The sequence below is a fragment of the Mycobacterium sp. IEC1808 genome, assembly GCF_002101935.1.
Lineage (GTDB): Bacteria > Actinomycetota > Actinomycetes > Mycobacteriales > Mycobacteriaceae > Mycobacterium.
Genome location: NZ_LQPV01000005.1, coordinates 79,694 through 97,448 on the forward strand (window position 1 = coordinate 79,694; position 17,755 = coordinate 97,448).

Annotated in this window: 17 protein-coding genes, 1 tRNA gene and 2 pseudogenes; 15 read left to right on the forward strand and 5 right to left on the reverse strand. The window is 68.6% G+C overall.

Annotated elements, in window-relative coordinates; all coding sequences use genetic code 11:
• Positions 1-76 precede the first annotated feature (76 nt).
• On the forward strand, positions 77-2,716 hold the full coding sequence (glgP, locus tag AWB92_RS01580) for an alpha-glucan family phosphorylase (RefSeq protein WP_085183766.1): 2,640 nt from the start codon (positions 77-79) through the stop codon (positions 2,714-2,716).
• Here the strand turns inward: glgP and AWB92_RS01585 are convergent.
• Entirely contained in the window at positions 2,700-4,703 is a 2,004-nt protein-coding gene (locus AWB92_RS01585; RefSeq protein ID WP_085183767.1) for an ATP-dependent DNA helicase, read from the reverse strand. The two genes, glgP and AWB92_RS01585, sit on opposite strands and share 17 nt — an antisense overlap.
• 11 nt (positions 4,704-4,714) lie before the next feature.
• Positions 4,715-6,013 (reverse strand): nicotinate phosphoribosyltransferase, encoded by a 1,299-nt coding sequence (locus tag AWB92_RS01590; protein WP_085183768.1) that lies wholly within the window; start codon positions 6,011-6,013, stop codon positions 4,715-4,717.
• A 55-nt stretch (positions 6,014-6,068) separates the two neighbouring features.
• On the opposite strand from AWB92_RS01590, the gene clpS reads away from it, so the two are divergent.
• The 9 genes and pseudogenes from clpS (at position 6,069) to rdgB (ending at position 11,983) form a co-directional block, all read left to right on the forward strand.
• On the forward strand, positions 6,069-6,374 hold the full coding sequence (gene clpS, locus AWB92_RS01595) for an ATP-dependent Clp protease adapter ClpS (protein ID WP_066928670.1): 306 nt from the start codon (positions 6,069-6,071) through the stop codon (positions 6,372-6,374).
• Between the two features lie 25 nt (positions 6,375-6,399).
• On the forward strand, positions 6,400-6,984 hold the full coding sequence (locus AWB92_RS01600; protein WP_085183769.1) for a DUF2017 domain-containing protein: 585 nt from the start codon (positions 6,400-6,402) through the stop codon (positions 6,982-6,984).
• Positions 6,985-7,000: 16 nt separating this feature from the next.
• A complete protein-coding gene (locus AWB92_RS01605; protein ID WP_085184053.1) occupies positions 7,001-8,041 on the forward strand; it encodes a P1 family peptidase in 1,041 nt (346 codons plus the stop codon).
• 33 nt (positions 8,042-8,074) lie between these two features.
• Positions 8,075-8,143: pseudogene (locus tag AWB92_RS30295) on the forward strand (hypothetical protein); the annotation flags it as partial.
• Positions 8,134-8,860: pseudogene (locus AWB92_RS01610) on the forward strand (rhomboid family intramembrane serine protease). The pseudogenes AWB92_RS30295 and AWB92_RS01610, both read left to right, overlap by 10 nt.
• Positions 8,857-9,672 (forward strand): glutamate racemase, encoded by an 816-nt coding sequence (gene murI / locus AWB92_RS01615; RefSeq protein ID WP_068107585.1) that lies wholly within the window; start codon positions 8,857-8,859, stop codon positions 9,670-9,672. The pseudogene AWB92_RS01610 and the gene murI overlap by 4 nt, the downstream one beginning before the upstream one ends.
• A 71-nt stretch (positions 9,673-9,743) precedes the next feature.
• Complete coding sequence (locus AWB92_RS01620; RefSeq protein ID WP_068137154.1) at positions 9,744-10,526, forward strand: cyclic nucleotide-degrading phosphodiesterase; 783 nt, start codon at positions 9,744-9,746, stop codon at positions 10,524-10,526.
• 27 nt (positions 10,527-10,553) lie between these two features.
• Positions 10,554-11,333 carry a ribonuclease PH gene (gene rph / locus AWB92_RS01625; protein WP_085183771.1) on the forward strand — a complete coding sequence of 260 codons (780 nt, stop codon included), beginning with the start codon at positions 10,554-10,556 and terminating at the stop codon, positions 11,331-11,333.
• A gap of 44 nt (positions 11,334-11,377) precedes the next feature.
• Positions 11,378-11,983, forward strand: coding sequence for an RdgB/HAM1 family non-canonical purine NTP pyrophosphatase (gene rdgB, locus AWB92_RS01630; protein ID WP_085183772.1), 606 nt, complete (start codon positions 11,378-11,380; stop codon positions 11,981-11,983).
• A gap of 152 nt (positions 11,984-12,135) precedes the next feature.
• On the opposite strand, the gene AWB92_RS01635 is transcribed toward rdgB, so the two are convergent.
• Both AWB92_RS01635 and AWB92_RS01640 read right to left on the reverse strand, forming a co-directional pair.
• Positions 12,136-12,477, reverse strand: coding sequence for a DUF3817 domain-containing protein (locus AWB92_RS01635; RefSeq protein ID WP_085183773.1), 342 nt, complete (start codon positions 12,475-12,477; stop codon positions 12,136-12,138).
• Positions 12,474-12,854: a hypothetical protein gene (locus tag AWB92_RS01640; protein ID WP_085183774.1), complete on the reverse strand. Its 381-nt coding sequence runs from the start codon at positions 12,852-12,854 to the stop codon at positions 12,474-12,476. The genes AWB92_RS01635 and AWB92_RS01640 overlap by 4 nt, the downstream gene beginning before the upstream one ends.
• A 71-nt stretch (positions 12,855-12,925) precedes the next feature.
• Here AWB92_RS01640 and AWB92_RS01645 point away from each other — a divergent pair.
• The 3 genes from AWB92_RS01645 to AWB92_RS01655 all read left to right on the forward strand — a co-directional run bounded on the left by AWB92_RS01645 (position 12,926) and on the right by AWB92_RS01655 (position 14,068).
• Positions 12,926-13,009, forward strand: a tRNA-Leu gene (locus tag AWB92_RS01645).
• Between the two features lie 209 nt (positions 13,010-13,218).
• A complete protein-coding gene (locus tag AWB92_RS01650; protein WP_085183775.1) occupies positions 13,219-13,647 on the forward strand; it encodes an FHA domain-containing protein in 429 nt (142 codons plus the stop codon).
• 121 nt (positions 13,648-13,768) lie between these two features.
• Positions 13,769-14,068 carry a hypothetical protein gene (locus AWB92_RS01655; protein ID WP_085183776.1) on the forward strand — a complete coding sequence of 100 codons (300 nt, stop codon included), beginning with the start codon at positions 13,769-13,771 and terminating at the stop codon, positions 14,066-14,068.
• On the opposite strand, the gene AWB92_RS01660 is transcribed toward AWB92_RS01655, so the two are convergent.
• Positions 14,069-14,980 carry an NAD(P)H-binding protein gene (locus AWB92_RS01660; RefSeq protein WP_085183777.1) on the reverse strand — a complete coding sequence of 304 codons (912 nt, stop codon included), beginning with the start codon at positions 14,978-14,980 and terminating at the stop codon, positions 14,069-14,071. It lies immediately after the preceding gene.
• A 274-nt stretch (positions 14,981-15,254) separates the two neighbouring features.
• Between AWB92_RS01660 and AWB92_RS01665 the strand changes: the two genes are divergently transcribed.
• Both AWB92_RS01665 and AWB92_RS01670 read left to right on the forward strand, forming a co-directional pair.
• Entirely contained in the window at positions 15,255-16,382 is a 1,128-nt protein-coding gene (locus AWB92_RS01665) for a ferredoxin reductase (RefSeq protein ID WP_085183778.1), read from the forward strand.
• An 8-nt stretch (positions 16,383-16,390) separates the two neighbouring features.
• A complete protein-coding gene (locus tag AWB92_RS01670; RefSeq protein WP_085183779.1) occupies positions 16,391-17,623 on the forward strand; it encodes a fatty acid desaturase in 1,233 nt (410 codons plus the stop codon).
• Positions 17,624-17,755: the final 132 nt, after the last annotated feature.

The window sequence follows — 17,755 nt, forward strand, 5'->3', positions numbered from 1 at the left end:
CGATCACACACCGGCGAATACGAACGAGCACTCGCTGGACCTGCGAGCGGCGAAATCCTCAGTAAGGTAATGACGTGTGAAAGCTCTTCGCCGCTTTACGGTCCGTGCTCATTTGCCCGAGCGTCTCGCCGCGCTGGATCAGCTTTCCACCAACCTGCGGTGGTCGTGGGACAAGCCCACCCAAGATCTGTTCGCGACCATCGACGCGGACCTGTGGGCGCGCTGCGGCTGCGATCCGGTGGCGATGCTCGGTGCGGTGAGCCCGTCGCGGCTGGACGAGTTGGCGCTCGACGAAGGATTCCTGGGCCGGCTCGACGCGCTTTCCGCCGACCTGAACGATTACTTGAGCCGTCCGCTCTGGTATCAGCAGCGCCAGCATGCCGGTGCCGCGATGCCGGCCGCGATCGCGTACTTCTCGATGGAGTTCGGCGTCGCCGAGGTGCTACCCAACTATTCGGGCGGCCTGGGGATCCTCGCCGGAGACCACCTGAAGTCCGCGTCCGATCTGGGCGTCCCGTTGATCGCGGTGGGCCTCTACTACCGCTCCGGCTACTTCCGGCAGTCGCTCACCGCGGACGGCTGGCAGCACGAGACCTATCCGGCGCTGGACCCGCAGGGGCTGCCGCTGCGGCTGCTCACCGACTCCGCGCGCAATCCGGTGCTGGTGGAACTGACGCTGCCCGACTCGGCGCAGCTGCGGGCGCGGGTCTGGGTCGCGCAGGTGGGAAGGGTTCCGCTGCTGCTGCTGGACTCCGACGTCCCCGAGAACGAGCACGAACTGCGCGGCGTCACCGACCGGCTCTACGGCGGCGACCAGGAACACCGGATGCGCCAAGAGATCCTGGCCGGCATCGGCGGGGTGCGGGCGATCCGCGCGTTCACCGCGATCGAGGGGCTGCCCGCCCCCGAGGTGTGGCACATGAACGAGGGGCACGCCGGCTTCCTCGGAACCGAACGCATCCGCGAGCTGATCACCGATTCGGGACTGGACTTCGACACCGCGCTGACCGTCGTGCGGTCGGCCACGGTGTTCACCACCCACACGCCGGTACCCGCCGGCATCGACCGGTTCCCGGTCGACATGGTGCGGCTGTACTTCGACGACGGCCTGGGCGAAGGCCTGGACGAAGGCCCGGACGGGGACGGGAAGGCCAAGGGCGCGCCCACCCTGCTGCCGGGCGTGCCGACGGCCCGGATCCTCGAGCTCGGCGCCGAGGACGATCCCACCAAGTTCAACATGGCCCACATGGGACTGCGGCTGGCGCAACGGGCCAACGGCGTCTCGTTGTTGCACGGGCGGGTCAGCCGGGCGATGTTCAACGAGCTGTGGCCGGGATTCGATTCGGCCGAGGTGCCGATCGGCTCGATCACCAACGGCGTTCACGCCCGCACCTGGGCGGCGCCGCAATGGTTGCAGCTGGGTCGCGAGCTGGCCGGGTCGGATTCGTTCGGCGATCCGGGCGTGTGGCTGCGACTCCAGGAGGTCGACCCCGGCCACCTGTGGTGGATCCGCTCGCAACTGCGGTCGCTGCTGGTCGAGGATGTTCGGCGGCGGTTGCGCCGCTCGTGGCAGGAGCGCGGCGCTCCGGATGCCGAATTGGGTTGGATCGCAAAGGCTTTCGACCCCGACGTGCTCACCGTCGGGTTTGCCCGGCGGGTGCCGACCTACAAGCGGCTGACGCTGATGCTGCGCGATCCGGATCGGCTGGAACAACTGCTGCTCGACAAGGAAAGGCCGATCCAGCTGATCGTTGCCGGCAAATCGCACCCGGCCGACGACGGCGGCAAGGCGCTGATCCAGCAGGTGGTGCGCTTCGCCGACCGGCCGGAGGTGCGGCACCGCATCGCGTTTCTGCCTGACTACGACATGTCGATGGCCAGACTCCTGTATTGGGGTTGCGACGTCTGGCTGAACAACCCGTTGCGCCCCCTGGAGGCTTGCGGCACTTCGGGAATGAAGAGCGCGCTCAACGGCGGGCTGAACCTGTCCATCCGCGACGGCTGGTGGGACGAGTGGTACGACGGCGAAAACGGTTGGGAGATACCGACCGCCGACGGCGTGGCCGACGAGTCCCGTCGCGACGACCTGGAGTCCACCGCGCTGTACAACCTGCTGGAGCAGTCGGTCGCGCCGAAGTTCTACGAGCGCGACGAACACGGGGTCCCGCCGCGGTGGATCGAGATGGTGCGCCACACGCTGCAGACCCTCGGCCCGAAGGTGTTGGCGTCCCGCATGGTTCGCGACTACGTCGAGCAGTACTACACGCCGGCGGCGGAATCGCTGCGCAGAACCACGGCGGCCGAAGACGGCGGCGCGGAATTCGACGCGGCGCGCGAGCTGGCCGTCTATCGCCGGCGCGCCCACGAGGCATGGCCCAAGATCACCATCACCGACGTCGACAGCACCGGCCTGCCGGACACCCCGGTGCTCGGCTCCAAGCTGACGCTGACCGCGACCGTGCAGCTGGACGGGCTGGCGCCCGACGAGGTGACGGTCCAGGCGCTGGTGGGCAGGGTGGACACCGGCGACGCGCTGCAGGACCCGGTCACCGTCGAGATGTCCTACACCGGCACCGCCGAGGGCGGCAACCAGGTCTTCTCGACGACAACGCCGCTGCCGCTCGCCGGAGCGGTCGGATACACGGTGCGGGTGCTGCCCAACAACCCCATGCTCGCGGCCAGCAACGAGCTCGGTCTCGTCACCCTGGCCCGCTAGCCGCAGGCGCGCGCAGCCGCTCCAGCGCGGCGCGGACCTGCGCCGGATTGGTGGTCTGCCAGAACGGCGGCAGCGACGCCCGCAGGTAGCCGCCGTAGCCGGCGGTCACCATCCGCGAGTCGAGGACCGCGACGACGCCGCGGTCGGTGACGCGACGCAGCAGCCGGCCCGACCCCTGGGCCAGCAGCAGCGCGGCATGGTTGGCGGCGACGGCCATGAAGCCGTTGCCGCCGCGCGCGGCCACCGCGCGCTGCCGCGCGCCCAGCAGCGGGTCGTCGGGCCGCGGGAACGGGATGCGGTCGATCAGTACCAGCGACAGCGACGGCCCCGGCACGTCTACGCCCTGCCATAGCGACAGCGTGCCGAACAGGGAGGTCTCCTCGTCGGCACTGAACTGCTCGACCAGCGCCGAGGTGCTGTCGTCGCCCTGGCACAACACCGGCGTCGACAGCCGTCCGCGCATGGCCTCGGCGGCGGCCCGGGCGGCCCGCATCGACGAGAACAGGCCCAGGGTGCGCCCGCCAGCGGCGGTGATCAGCTCGGCGATCTCGTTCAGCTGCTCCGCCGAGCCGGTGCCGTCCCGGCCCGGCGGCGGCAGATGCGCGGCCACGTACAGGATTCCGGCCTTGGCGTGGTCGAACGGCGACCCGACATCGAGGCCGCGCCAGGGGGCGTCGCCCTCCCCGCCGGCCAGGCCCCAGGCGGCGGCCATCGCATCGAAGGACCCGCCGATCGCCAGCGTCGCCGACGTCAACACCGTCGTCGAGCGTGAGAACACCTCGGTGCGCAGCAAGCCGGCGACCGACAGCGGCGCCACCCGCAGCACCGGCCGCACCGAACCCCGGTTGTCCTCGTGGTCGAGCCAGACCACGTCGGTGCGATCCGGGATCGGCGGGGTGAACGACGTGAGGATCCGCGACGCGGTGTCGGAGATTTCGCTCAGCGCCGCAACGGCTTCGGCGCGCGCCGACGCCGCCTTGCTGTCGCTGGTGGTGTCGATCGCCGAGCGCGCCGCGGTGGCCACGTCGCGCAGCGCCGTCAGGTAGGTCGCCATCTCGTCGTCGAGGCGGTCGATGCGGCCCGGCGTGCCCTCGTGGATGGCCGCCGCGAAGTTGGCAGTCGTCGCTTCCAGCCGTTGCACCAGTTCGGGTCCCACCAGCCGGGTGATCCGACGCGCGGCGACGCCGAGGGCGGCCGACGTCAGCTCGGCGGTGGCCACGGACGTCACCCGATCGACGAGCTCGTGCGCCTCGTCGACCACCAGCAACGCGTGCTCCGGCAGCACCGCCGATTCCGCGACGGCGTCGATGGCCAGCAGCGCGTGATTGGTGACGACGACATCGGCCCGGCCGGCCTCCGCGCGTGCCCGCTCGGAGAAGCACTCGGCGCCGAAGGGGCAGCGCGCCACGCCCAGGCATTCCCGCGCCGAGACGCTGACCTGCGACCACGATCGGTCCGGCACGCCGGGCTTCAGGTCGTCGCGGTCACCCGAATCGGTCGTCGACGCCCAGGCGGTGAGGCGTTGCACGTCGCGGCCCAGCGCGCTGACCGCCACGGGATCGAAGAGGTCTTCCTGGGGCCGCTCGTCGTCCGACTCGCCGGCGGCTGCGCCGTTATGGATCTTGTTCAGGCACAAGTAGTTTCGCCGGCCCTTCAGCAGCGCGAAGCGGGGCCGGCGCGGCAGCGCATCGGCGAGCGAGTCGGCCAGTCGGGGCAGGTCGCGGTCGACGAGCTGACGCTGCAGCGCGATCGTCGCCGTCGACACGACGACCGGCGCCTCGTCGGTGACCGCGCGGACGATCGCGGGAACCAGGTAGGCCAGCGACTTGCCGGTGCCCGTGCCGGCCTGCACGACCAGGTGCTCGCCGGTCTCGAAGGCCCGCTCGACCGCGCCGGCCATTTCGACCTGCCCGGGGCGCTCGCTGCCGCCGAGCGCGGCCACGGCGACGGCGAGCAACCCGGACACGGACACGTCGGACGTTGTCATGGCCTCCGCTCTCAGGCCCGGATCTGCGTCGTCGGGATCGCGGGCTCGCCGTGCGAGAGGTTCAACCCCTCCCACGGCAGGCTGCGCAGGCCCGAGGCCACCAGCTCCCGCGCCGCCGCCAGGTCCGCGTCGAACACCGCCTCGCCGCCGCGGACGAGCGGCGTCGTCACCGCCCGACACGGCTCGGTGGTCTCCGGGGGGCGGCCCGCCGGATAGACCACCTCCTCGGTGATCGTGCCGGTCGGGCGTGCCAGGCGCAGCGCCTGTTTGCGGCCGCCGTGGGATTCCTTGTGGCTGCTTCGCTTTTGCACGGGCATGCCGTCCACCTCGACCAGCTTGTAGACCATGCTCGCGGTCGGCGCGCCCGAGCCGGTGACCAGCGACGTGCCGACGCCGTAGCTGTCGACCGGCTCGGCGCGCAGCGCGGCGATGCTGAACTCGTCCAGATCGCCGGACACCACGATGCGGGTTTGGGTGGCTCCCAGCCCGTCGAGCTGGTCGCGCACCTGCCGGGCGAGCACCCCGAGCTCACCGGAGTCGATGCGGACGGCGCCGAGCCCGGTGCCGGCGGCGGCCACCGCGTTGGCCACGCCGGTCGTCACGTCGTAGGTGTCCACCAGCAGCGTGGTGCCGGCGCCCAGCGCGTCGACCTGGGCGCGAAAAGCCGCGACCTCGTCCGGGCCGTCCCGATGCGTGTGCAGCATGGTGAACGCGTGCGCGGAGGTGCCCTCGGCGGGGATGCCGTATCGGCGCTGGGCCTCCAGGTTGGAGGACGCGGCGAAGCCGGCGATGTAGGCGGCGCGGGCCGCGGCGACCGCCGCCTGTTCGTGGGTTCGGCGCGACCCCATCTCGACCAGCGGGCGATCCCCGGCGGCGCTGACCATGCGCGCCGCCGCTGAGGCGATCGCCGTGTCGTGGTTGAAGATCGACAGCGCCAACGTCTCGAGAACGACGCATTCGGCGAAGCTGCCGTGCACCGAAAGCACCGGCGATCCGGGGAAGTACAGCTCGCCTTCCGCGTAGCCGTCGATATCGCCGCCGAACCGGAAATCGCGCAGGTAAGCCACGGTGTCCGGGTCGAGGAATCGGGCCAGCAATTCGCAGGCGTCGTCGTCGAACCTGAACTGCGGCAACGCTTCCAGGAGCCGGCCGGTCCCGGCGACCACGCCGTAGCGGCGCCCGTCGGGGAGCCGGCGGGCAAACAGTTCGAACGTGGTCCAGCGGTGGGCGGTGCCGTCGCGCAGCGCCGCCGCCAGCATGGTCAACTCGTACTTGTCGGTCAGTAGCCCGGCTAGGACCGGCTGGTTCATTCCGCAACGGTAACGGCTGGCGGCGACGGGGGTGTGTCTCGGTATCGTAGGGGCCATGGTTGTTGCGTCAGCGCCCACGAAACCGGGCACTACCGGGCAACGCGAGTCGGCTCCGGTGGACGTCACGGCCAGCCCGTGGGTCACCATCGTGTGGGATGACCCGGTCAACCTGATGACCTATGTGACGTACGTCTTCCAGAAGTTGTTCGGCTACAGCGAGCCGCACGCCACCAAGCTGATGCTGCAGGTGCACAACGAGGGCAAGGCGGTGGTGTCGGCGGGCAGCCGGGAATCCATGGAAGTCGACGTGTCCAAGCTGCACGCCGCGGGTTTGTGGGCGACGTTGCAGCAGGACCGGTGAGGTTCCAGGTAGTCCGGGAATCCTTGTGCGCAAATGGAAGCGCGTCGAGACCGCCAACGGTCCCCGTTTTCGGTCCGCCTTGGCCGCTCATGAGGCCGCCCTGCTCAACAACCTGGTGAGCGCGATGATCGGCCTGTTCGACGAACGCGAATCTTCCTCGCCCACAGACGAACTCGAGGAGATCACCGGCATCAAGACCGGCCATGCCGAACCCCCACGTGACCCGACGCTGCGTCGGCTGCTGCCGGATTTCCACAATCCGGACGAACTCGACGACCAAGCGGCCGATCAACCGCTCGACGGCCTCAACGCCGCGCTGCGCAGCCTGCACGAGCCGGAGATCATCGCGGCCAAACGCGCTGCGGCGCAACGGGTCCTGGACACCGTTCCGGGCGATGGCGGCCGCTTCGAGCTGACCGAAGACGACGCGAATGCCTGGATCGCGGCGGTCAACGACCTCCGGCTGACGTTGGGGATCATGCTCGAGATCGGGCCGGAGGGCCCGGAGCGCCTGCCGGCCGACCATCCGCTGGCCGTGCACTTCGACGTCTACCAGTGGCTGACCGTCCTGCAGGAGTATCTGGTTTTGGCCTTGATGGGGCGCCGATGATGTGGATGACGGCCGGATGAACGGCATCACCGACGTCGCGGGCATCCGTGTCGGCCACTACCAGCGACTCGACCCCGACGCGTCGCTGGGCGCCGGGTGGGCCTGCGGCGTGACGGTCGTGCTGACGCCGCCCGGGACGGTCTGCGGCGTCGATTGCCGCGGGGGCGCGCCCGGCACCCGGGAGACCGATCTGCTGGATCCGGCCAACACCGTGCGGTTCGTCGACGCGGTGTTGCTCGCCGGCGGCAGCGCCTACGGCCTGGCCGCCGCCGATGGCGTCATGCGCTGGCTCGAGGAGAACGAGCGCGGCGTGGCCATGGACGGCGGCGTCGTTCCCATCGTGCCGGGAGCGGTGATCTTTGACCTGCCGGTCGGCGGCTGGGACCGCCGGCCGACGGCCGACTTCGGGTATGCGGCCTGCGCGGCCGCCGGGGCCGGCGAGGTGGCCGTCGGGACCGTCGGCGCGGGGGTCGGCGCGCGGGCCGGGGTGCTCAAGGGCGGCGTCGGGTCGGCCTCGGCGACGTTACCGTCCGGGGTCACCGTCGGCGCCGTCGTCGTGGTGAACTGCGCCGGGGAGGTCGCGGACCGGGCGACCGGCCTGCCGTGGATGGCGGACCTGATACGCGAGTTCGCGCTGACGCCACCGCCGGCGGAGCAGATCGACGCGTTCGCGCAGTTGCCGTCGCCGCTGAGCCCCGAGCATCCGCTGAACACCACCATCGCCGTGGTCGCGACCGACGCCGCGCTGAGCCCGGCCGCGTGCCGGCGCGTCGCGATCGCCGCCCAGGACGGCCTGGCCCGGACCATCCGCCCGGCGCACACCCCGGTGGACGGCGATACGGTGTTTGCGCTCGCGACGGGGGCGGTCGAGGTGGCCCCCGCCGTCGCTTCGAAGCCGCCGCCCGCCGCTTTCCTGCCCGAGACGGGGCTGGTCACCGAGGTCGGTGCGGCCGCGGCCGACTGCCTGGCCCGCGCGGTGCTGGCCGGGGTGTTTGCCGCCGAGTCGGTCGCCGGAATACCGACCTACCGCGACCTGTTGCCCGGCGCATTCGCTTGAAGAAAACCGTCACCTACCCGAGCCGCATCGACATCAACCGGTGCCTATGCCGGTAGCCTGGACCATGCCGAGAACGCTCTAGAAGGGCAGCTATGGGCATGACGCGCCGGCGACGACGCAGAGCGCAGCGATGAGGAGGAGCGGCGCTCAATGAACGGACATGTCGGCCAGCCGCGCACACCTGCAACCAAGTCGAAAAAACGACCCCAGTGGGTGGTCGGCGGGGCCACGATCCTCACCTTCGTGGCGCTGCTGTACCTGGTCGAGCTGATCGACCAGCTGATGGGCGGCCGGCTGGATTCCAACGGCATCAGACCGCTCACCACCGACGGCCTCTGGGGCATCATCTTCGCGCCGGTTCTGCACGCCAACTGGCAGCACCTGATGGCCAACACGGTGCCGCTGCTGGTGCTCGGCTTCCTGATGACGCTGGCGGGATTGTCGCGCTTCGTCTGGGCCACGGTGATCGTCTGGGTTTTGGGTGGCTTCGGCACCTGGCTGATCGGCAACGTGGGAACCGCTTGCGGGCCGACGGATCACATCGGGGCGTCCGGCCTCATCTTCGGCTGGCTCACGTTTTTGCTGGTCTTCGGGATATTCGTGCGTAAGTTCACCGACATCGTGATCGGGTTGGTGGTGTTGTTCGCCTACGGCGGCGTGCTGCTCGGCGCGATGCCGGTGCTCCACCAGTGCGGCGGGGTGTCCTGGCAGGGCCATCTGAGCGGTGCGGTCGCCGGCGTGGTGGCGGCCTATCTGCTCTCCGCCCCGGAGCGCAAGGCCCGCGAAAAGAAAGCCGGCGCGCGGCGGACCAAGACATGAGTTCGCCGTTGGCGCCCGTCGGGGTCTTTGACTCCGGCGTCGGGGGACTGACCGTCGCGCGGGCCATCATTGACCAGCTGCCCGACGAGGACATGATCTACGTCGGCGACACGGCCAACGGTCCCTACGGCCCGCTCTCCATTTCCGAGGTGCGCGCGCACGCGCTGGCCATCGGTGACGACCTGGTCGACCGCGGCGTCAAGGCGCTGGTGATCGCCTGCAACACGGCGTCGGCGGCCTGCCTGCGCGACGCCCGGGAGCGCTACGACGTGCCCGTCGTCGAGGTGATCCTGCCGGCGGTGCGGCGCGCGGTCGCCACCACCCGCAACGGCCGCATCGGCGTCATCGGCACCCGCGCGACCATCAACTCGCACGCCTACCAGGATGCGTTCGCCGCCGCCCGGGACACCGAGATCACCGCGGTGGCCTGCCCGCGGTTCGTCGACTTCGTCGAGCGCGGGGTGACCAGCGGGCGCCAGGTGCTCGGGCTCGCCGAGGGCTACCTGGAGCCGCTGCAGCGCGCGCAGGTCGACACCCTCGTGCTCGGATGCACCCACTACCCGCTGCTGTCCGGGCTGATCCAACTGGCGATGGGCGAGAACGTCACGCTGGTGTCCAGCGCCGAGGAAACCGCCAAGGAGGTGCTGCGGGTGCTGACCGAAACGGACCTGCTGCGCCCCCATGACGCGCCGCCCGCCACGAGGGTCTTCGAGGCCACCGGCGACCCCGAGGCCTTTACCAAACTGGCCGCGCGGTTTCTGGGTCCCGCCGTGACCGGCGTGCAACCGGTGCATCAAACCCGCGCCCGCTAGCGCGCCGGGAGATTCTGGTCACACCAAAGCGGCCATGTTTTCTCCATCGCCCCATCGGGCATGGCACAGTAGTGTCCGTGCGAATAACCGTGCTCGGCTGCTCGGGCAGCGTGACCGGTCCGGATTCGCCTGCATCGGGTTATCTGCTTCGGGCACCGGATACCCCGCCGCTGGTACTCGACTTCGGCGGCGGTGTTTTGGGCGCGCTGCAGCGCTACGCCGATCCCGGTTCGGTGCACGTTTTGTTGTCACACCTGCACGCCGATCACTGCCTGGACGTGCCGGGCCTGTTCGTGTGGCGCCGCTACCATCCGTCGAAGCCGCTCGGCAAGGCGCTGCTGTACGGCCCCGGCGACACCTGGTCCCGGCTGGGCGCCGCGTCATCGCCATACGGCGGCGAGATCGACGACTGCTCCGACATTTTCGATGTACGTCACTGGGTCGACGGTGAGCCGGTGACGTTCGGCGCGGTTACGGTGACGCCGCGGGTGGTGGCACACCCCACCGAGTCGTACGGCTTGCGGATCACCGACCCCAGTGGTGCGTCGTTCGTCTACAGCGGCGACACCGGCCTCTGCGATCAGCTGGTCGAGCTGGCCCGCGGCGCGGACGTCTTCCTCTGCGAGGCCTCCTGGACGCACGCGGCGGATCGGCCGCCGGCGCTGCACATGTCCGGCACGGAGGCCGGCCGGGTTGCCCGGCAGGCCGGCGTGCACGAGCTGCTGCTGACGCACATCCCACCGTGGACATCGCGCGAGGACGTGATCACCGAGGCCAAGGCCGAGTTCGACGGTCCCGTACACGCGGTGGTCTGCGGTGAGACGTTCGATGTCCGCCGCTCCGAAAGGGTCTGACCACCCGGCGTTGGCTAGGGTTACTGGGTGTCCAAACGAGAAGACGGCCGCCTCGACGACGAGCTTCGCCCCGTCGTCATCACCCGCGGATTCACCGACCACCCGGCGGGTTCGGTACTGATCGAATTCGGCCACACCAAGGTCATGTGCACGGCCAGCGTGACCGAAGGGGTGCCGCGCTGGCGCAAGGGATCGGGGCTGGGCTGGCTGACCGCCGAGTACGCGATGCTGCCGTCGGCGACCCACACGCGCTCCGACCGCGAATCGGTCAAGGGCCGGCTTTCCGGGCGAACTCAGGAGATCAGCCGGCTGATCGGCCGGTCGCTGCGGGCGTGCATCGACCTGCGGGCGTTGGGGGAGAACACGATTGCCGTCGACTGCGACGTGTTGCAGGCCGACGGCGGCACCCGCACCGCGGCAATCACCGGCGCCTACGTTGCCCTGGCCGACGCGGTGACCTACCTGTCGGCGGCGGGCAAGCTTTCGGACCCGCGCCCGCTGTCGTGTGCCATCGCGGCCGTCAGCGTCGGCGTCGTCGACGGCCGGATTCGGGTCGACCTGCCCTACGACGAGGACTCCCGCGCCGAGGTGGACATGAACGTCGTGGCCACCGACACCGGAACCCTGGTGGAGGTCCAGGGGACCGGCGAGGGGGCGACGTTCCCACGCTCGACGCTCGACAAGCTGCTGGACGTCGCGCTGGCCGCATGCGACAAGTTGTTCGCCGCCCAGACTAAGGCCCTGGCGCTGCCATACCCCGGGGTGCTGCCCGAAGGACCGACCCCGTCGAAGGCGTTCGGCAGCTGACCGTGCCAGATGGTGATGACCCGCTGCGCCCGGCTTCGCCGCGCTTGCGATCATCACGGCTGCTGGTCGCCAGCCGCAACCCCAAGAAGCTGGCGGAGCTGCGCCGCGTGCTCGACGGCGCGGGTCTGTCGCGGTTGACGTTGGTTTCGCTGGACGACGTCGCGCCGTTCGAGGAGGCCCCCGAAACCGGTGCGACGTTCGAGGACAACGCGCTGGCCAAAGCGCGTGACGGGTTCGCTGCGACGGGCCTGGCGTGCGTGGCCGACGACTCGGGCCTGGAGGTGGCCGCGTTGAACGGGATGCCCGGCGTGCTGTCGGCGCGCTGGTCCGGCACCCACGGCGACGACGCGGCCAACACCGCGCTGCTGCTGGCGCAGTTGCGTGACGTTCCCGACGACCGGCGCGGTGCGGCGTTCGTGTCGGCCTGCGCGCTGGTGTCCGCGTCCGGGGAGGTAGTCGTCCGCGGCGAGTGGCCCGGCTCGATCGCGCGGGAGGCGCGCGGCGACGGCGGGTTCGGCTACGACCCGGTGTTCCTCCCCGATGGCAGCGACCGCACCGCGGCGGAGTTGAGCCCGGCGGAGAAGGATGCGGTGTCGCATCGCGGTCGCGCGCTCGCGCTGCTGGTGCCTGCGCTTGGGGCGCTCGCGTGAGCGGCGCCGGTAATCACATACGCCACATCAGCCTCCGCAACGGGGCGGTTGACTTTCTGCCCGCCTCATAGCGACAGGCCGTCAACCGGAGTCGCTATGAGGCGGGCACAAAGTGTGTCGCCGCCGGGAGAAATGAAAGTGGTAGATGTGACTCAAAGCCCGAGGCGCGCTTTGACGTCCTTCGTCTGGAAGTGCTCGACGATGATGCCGAGCAGCGGGATGGTGCCGGACAGCAGCACGCCGATGGTCTTGCCGATCGGCCAGCGCACCTTGATCGCGAGGTTGAACGCCGCCAACACGTACGCGAAATACACCCAGCCGTGTACCACTTCGATCCAGCGGATCTCGTGGTGGAACGCCAGGTGCGAGACGATCTCATAGCACAACGCGATGAGCCAGAGACCCGTCGTCCAGGCCATCACCCGGTACGCGAGCAACGCGGTGCGGATCTTCTCGACGGGGAAGGCGGGCGCGGGTGTCTCGGGCGTGCTCATGCGGTGGTCCTGTTCTCCTTCTGGGCGTCTTTCTGGGCGAGCTCGGCGAGGTAGGCGTTGTACTCACGCAGCGCGGGATCGTCGGTCGGTGGCTGCGCCGGCTTGGGCCGCTCGGGCAGCAGGCCCGCGGGGATCTCGGTCATCTCGGCGCCGTTGTGCGCTTGCGGCGGCTCCTCCTCGTAGCGCACGAACTTGCGGTAGGCGTAGACGCAGAACCAGGCGAACAGCGGCCACTGCAGCGCGTAGCCCAGGTTCTGGTAGGTGCCAGAGACCGACTGGAACCTCGTCCACTGCCACCAGCCCAGGGCCAGGCAGCCACACGCCGCGACGATCACCAAAGCGATCAGCGCGGGCCTGCGACGGCGGGTAGTCGGCACCCCTTGAACGTACCGCTCACGATTTGGGCCCGACGAATTCATCGAAGCCGCGCGGTACGATCGGCACCGCCGCGGGCGTGATGAAATTGGCAGACATGCCGGCTTTAGGTGCCGGTGCTCGAAAGAGCGTGTGGGTTCGAGTCCCTCCGCCCGCACCGATGTTCACGCGCCAAATAACGGTTACTGGCCAGACGGGTTGGCTTAACTCGCTTAGCCGCCCCAGGGCATAAGACCCTCCCAATCTGGGTACTTCTTCTTGACTGTTGGGCACGTGAGCGTGCCCGAGCATTTAGGTAAAAGGAGCCGCCCAGGTGGGCTGGCATCGTGCAAATCAGGCCAGAGTGCCGGGCGGTGGAACCGGCAGGTGAATCGCGACGACGACCGGAACCTCACTGAAGCAGCTGGCGAGACCACTGCCGACTTTGGCGACCACTTCCTCGATGAATCTGATGACGGTTCGACCGCTACCGTGGCGGAAACCGTCGAAGCGTTGCCGAGCGGATCGGCACTGCTGGTCGTGAAGCGCGGCCCGAACGCCGGTTCTCGGTTCTTGCTCGATCAGCCAGTCACCTCGGCGGGACGCCATCCCGACAGCGAGATTCTGCTGGACGACATCACGGTGAGCCGTCGTCATGCCGAGTTTCGCCTGGCAGAGGACGGTAGCTGGACCGTCGCCGACGTCGGGAGCCTCAATGGCACATACGTCAACCGTCAGCCAGTGGACTCCGCGGTGCTGGCCAACAACGATCAAGTGCAGATCGGTAAGTTCCGGCTTGTCTTCCTGACCGGATAAGTCGGACGGGCGATGTCGATAGTCCAGCCCGACACGCCATGGCGCGCCGGCGCCAAACGCCCCACGTTTCGTTGCCCACTTGGCGGGTAACCGCGTTGAACCGCAATCAGGAAGGCGCGTCATGGCCACCGGACAGGAACCATTCGACCAAGCCATCGACCGCGCGGAAAGCCGGGCCGCCGCGGCTCGCGAACGGGCCGCCCTTGCGGGCCTGTCGGCGGCCCGCAGCTTCGAGGAGTCCGCGCGCCAGCACGAGCGAGTCGCGCAGGTGCAAGACGTGACCGTCGCTCGAGGCGTGTCCGACTCGGAGGTGCACCGCAAATCCGCGTCCCGCCATCGCCAGGCGGCAGCCGAGGATCGAAAGCTGGCCCAGCTGAAGCGAAAAGAGTCCGAAGCCGACCTGGCCGTAGACGGCGACTGATCACCCGAACAGTTCGTGGTGCCGTTCGACGTAGTGCCGCACCGTCTCCGCGGGACGGCCGATGAGGCGTTCGACGTCGTCGGTCGACCGGTTGTAGCGGTCCTCGCGGTGCAGTCGCGCCATGGTGGCGATGTGTTGCTCCACATGCGGCGGCATGCTCAGGCCGCCGAGCTCGCGCAGCCACTCGTCGTCGGACGGCCGGACGGCGCTGACGGTTCGGCCCAGGGCCCGCGAGTACTCCTCGGCGAGTTCCTCGACGGAAAGTGTTGCGGGACCGGTCAATTCGTGGACTGAACCAAGATGGTCCTGTGGTTCTACAAGTACGGCGGTGATGACTTCGGCGACGTCGGCCGAGGCGACGGGGGAGGTGCGCCCGCTACCGAACGGCAGCGACAGTTGTCCCGTCTCGCGGATCGAGCGGGCCGCCAACATCCCGAAGAGCGGGTTTTCCAGCAGGACGGTCGGCCGGACGTGCACCGCTGGGATGCCCGACCAATTGATGACGCGCTCGGCGAGCCAATGTAGGCGTTGGTGCTTGGATTCCGCCGTGCTGGTGGCGGTCATCTGCGAGACCGTCATCTGCGACATGTTGACCAACACTTCCAGGCATCCGAGCTCCTCCGCCGCCACGCACACCACCGTGGTGGCCTGCAGGTAGTCCGGGGAGACGCTCATGTTGAAGAACATCCGGGTGACGCCCGACATCGCCGCGAAGACGTCGACCGGATTCGTCAGGTCGCCGGCGATCACCTCGGCCCCCTGCGCGCGGAGCGCGTCGGCGCGGGCGTCGTCGCGGTGCACCATCGCGCGGACGGCAGCGCCCAGGCTGAGCAGTCGGGTCACCACCTGCGGGCTGATGCCCGCGACCCCGCCGCCGGCGCCCGTGATGAGGTAGGTCGGCGGCTCTGCCATGAAAACACCTTTGTTTCAACGGATTTGGAGCTGATCGTAACCCCGGTGACGGGGCTTACGCGTGTTCACAAATTGACTCTGTGTTCAATGGCGCCCAGATCCGTGCGCGAGAGCTTGAATGCGCAGCTAGAACGCCATTTTCGAGGCAAATCAGGAGGCGGCCGCAAATCGGGTCAGCGAACACGTGTTTATCGAACGCGGCGGCCGGGAAGCCGATAGGGAAGCGTGAGCCGACCGGCTCGCGTAAACCCTGATCAGACCGCTGGGATGACTTATGGTTTCTCCGCTTCGCAGCCTCACTCGATGGAGCACGGCGCCCGCGAAGGGCGTCCAGACCGCCAGATCCTGGGTCAACGTGCCGCGGGGGCTGGCCGCCCGGGCGACCACCCCGCTACTGCCCGACGATTACCTCAAGCTGCTCAACCCGCTATGGTCGGCGCGCGAGTTGCGCGGCCTCATCGTCGACGTTCGACCGGAAACCGCCGACTCGGCGACCGTCACGATCAAGCCCGGTTGGGGTTTTTCGGGGCGGTACAAGCCGGGCCAGTATGTCGGCATCGGCCTGCGGATCGACGGCCGGTGGCACTGGCGCTCCTATTCGTTGACGTCGATCCCGCGCCGCGAAAACAAGAACATCACCATTACCGTCAAGGCCACCCCCGAGGGCTTTCTGTCGACGCACCTGGTCAATGGCGTCAAGCCGGGCACCATCGTGCGCCTGGCCTCACCCAAGGGAGACTTCGCGCTGCCCGACCCGGCGCCGGCCCAGATCCTGTTCATCACCGCCGGCAGTGGCATCACCCCGGTGATGGCCATGCTGCGCACGCTCAAGTCGCGCGGGCAGCAGGCGGACATCGTGCACATCCACTCGGCGCCGAGCGCCGAGGACGTGATCTTCCACGACGAGCTGCGGGAGCTGGAAAAGGCCCAGCCGGGATATCGACTTCACCTGCAGCTCACCAAAACTCAGGGTCACTTCGAATTCGACGACCTCGCCGACATCGTGCCCGACTGGCAGGACCGCCCAGCCTGGGTGTGCGGTCCGAACTCCTTGTTGGACGCCGCCGAAGAGACGTGGAAAGGCGCCGACTGCAGCGACCAGCTGCACATGGAGCGCTTCACTATCGCCGCCACCGACAAGGGCGGCGAGGGCGGAACGGTCACCTTCGCCATCTCCGACAAGACAGTCGAAATCGACGGCGCGACATCGATTATGGAGGCCGGCGAACGGGTGGGCATCCAAATGCCGTTCGGGTGCCGGATGGGAATCTGCCAGACGTGTGTGTTGCCGCTGGAGGCCGGGCACGTGCGCGACTTCCGGTCGGGGACCGAGCACGGCGCCGGCGACCGCATTCAAACCTGCATCTCCACGGCATCCGGAGACTGCACCATCAAGATCTAGGGGGACTCATGGCAATCACCGACATCAAGGAATACGCGCACCTCACCACCGAGGACGTCGACCAGCTCGCGCAGGAGCTGGACGCCATCCGCGCCGACATCGAGGAGTCCCGCGGTGAGCGCGACGCCCGCTACATCCGCCGGTCAATTCAGTTGCAGCGGGTGTTGGCCGCCGGCGGTCGAATCGTGTTGTTCGCCAGCCACAACAAGCTCGCCTGGCTCAGCGGTACCGCCATGCTCGCCATGGCCAAGATCATCGAGAACATGGAGTTGGGCCACAACATCATCCACGGCCAGTGGGACTGGATGAACGATCCGGAGATCCACTCGACGGAGTGGGAGTGGGACACCACCTGCCCGAGCGTCCAGTGGAAGCGTTCCCACAACTTCGTCCACCACAAGTACACCAACGTCGTCGGCCTCGACGCCGATGTCGGCTACGGCATTATGCGCGTCACCCGCGACGAGCCGTGGGAACCCTGGATGCTCGGCAACCCGATCTACAACATGCTGCTGGGCACGTTCTTCCAGTACGGCGTCGCATTGCACCACATCGAGACCGCGAAGCTGCGCAAGAAGGAGAAGAGCTGGGCCGAGGCGGCCAAGGATATGCGGGTGATCATGAAGAAACTGGTCCGGCAGGAGGGCAAGGACTACCTGATCTTTCCCGCGCTGACCGGGCGCAACTGGAAGCGCACCATCAAGGCCAACATGACCGCCAATCTGATCCGCAATATCTGGGCCTACATGGTCATCTTCTGTGGGCACTTCCCCGACGGCGCGGAGAAATTCACCGTCGACGAGTTCGAGAACGAAACCCAGGGCGAGTGGTACCTGCGCCAGATGCTGGGATCGGCGAACTTCAACGCCGGCCCGCTGATGGCCTTCATTAGTGGCAACCTGTGCTATCAGATCGAGCACCATCTGTTTCCGGATCTGCCCAGCAACCGCTATGCGGAGATCGCCGTGCGGGTGCGCGAGTTGTGCGACAAATACGACCTGCCCTACACCACGGGATCCCTTGGCCGCCAATACCTGCAGACGTTCTGGACGATCCTCAAGCTCGCCCTACCCGACAAACTTCTGCAGGCGACGCCCGACGACGCACGCGAGACGCGCTCGGAGCTGAAGTTCCGCGTCCGCGAGGGGCTGCGGGAAAGCTTCGTCGATCCGCAGACGGGCAAACGGCGCGGCCTGCGCACCGCCCTGCGCGAGTTGCGCGGGTCCGGGCAGGCGGCGTAGCCGGCACCTCGACCCAGGCTTGCCCAGATCCACGCCACCGCGAAAAGGTTCGAGCAGAGCCCACGGTGTCGTCGATCTCGACGCGCGAACGGGGCCCGGAACGTAGCCGACACGCCGCAGGTTGACCTTTGG

Excerpts from the sequence above, each read along its gene's own strand:
- AWB92_RS01585 (WP_085183767.1), bottom strand. The coding sequence starts at position 4,703 with ATGACAACGTCCGACGTGTCCGTGTCCGGGTTGCTCGCCGTCGCCGTG.
- AWB92_RS01590 (WP_085183768.1), bottom strand. The coding sequence starts at position 6,013 with ATGAACCAGCCGGTCCTAGCCGGGCTACTGACCGACAAGTACGAGTTG.
- clpS (WP_066928670.1), top strand. The coding sequence starts at position 6,069 with ATGGTTGTTGCGTCAGCGCCCACGAAACCGGGCACTACCGGGCAACGC.
- AWB92_RS01605 (WP_085184053.1), top strand. The coding sequence starts at position 7,001 with ATGAACGGCATCACCGACGTCGCGGGCATCCGTGTCGGCCACTACCAG.
- murI (WP_068107585.1), top strand. The coding sequence starts at position 8,857 with ATGAGTTCGCCGTTGGCGCCCGTCGGGGTCTTTGACTCCGGCGTCGGG.
- AWB92_RS01635 (WP_085183773.1), bottom strand. The coding sequence starts at position 12,477 with ATGAGCACGCCCGAGACACCCGCGCCCGCCTTCCCCGTCGAGAAGATC.
- AWB92_RS01655 (WP_085183776.1), top strand. The coding sequence starts at position 13,769 with ATGGCCACCGGACAGGAACCATTCGACCAAGCCATCGACCGCGCGGAA.
- AWB92_RS01660 (WP_085183777.1), bottom strand. The coding sequence starts at position 14,980 with ATGGCAGAGCCGCCGACCTACCTCATCACGGGCGCCGGCGGCGGGGTC.
- AWB92_RS01665 (WP_085183778.1), top strand. The coding sequence starts at position 15,255 with ATGGTTTCTCCGCTTCGCAGCCTCACTCGATGGAGCACGGCGCCCGCG.
- AWB92_RS01670 (WP_085183779.1), top strand. The coding sequence starts at position 16,391 with ATGGCAATCACCGACATCAAGGAATACGCGCACCTCACCACCGAGGAC.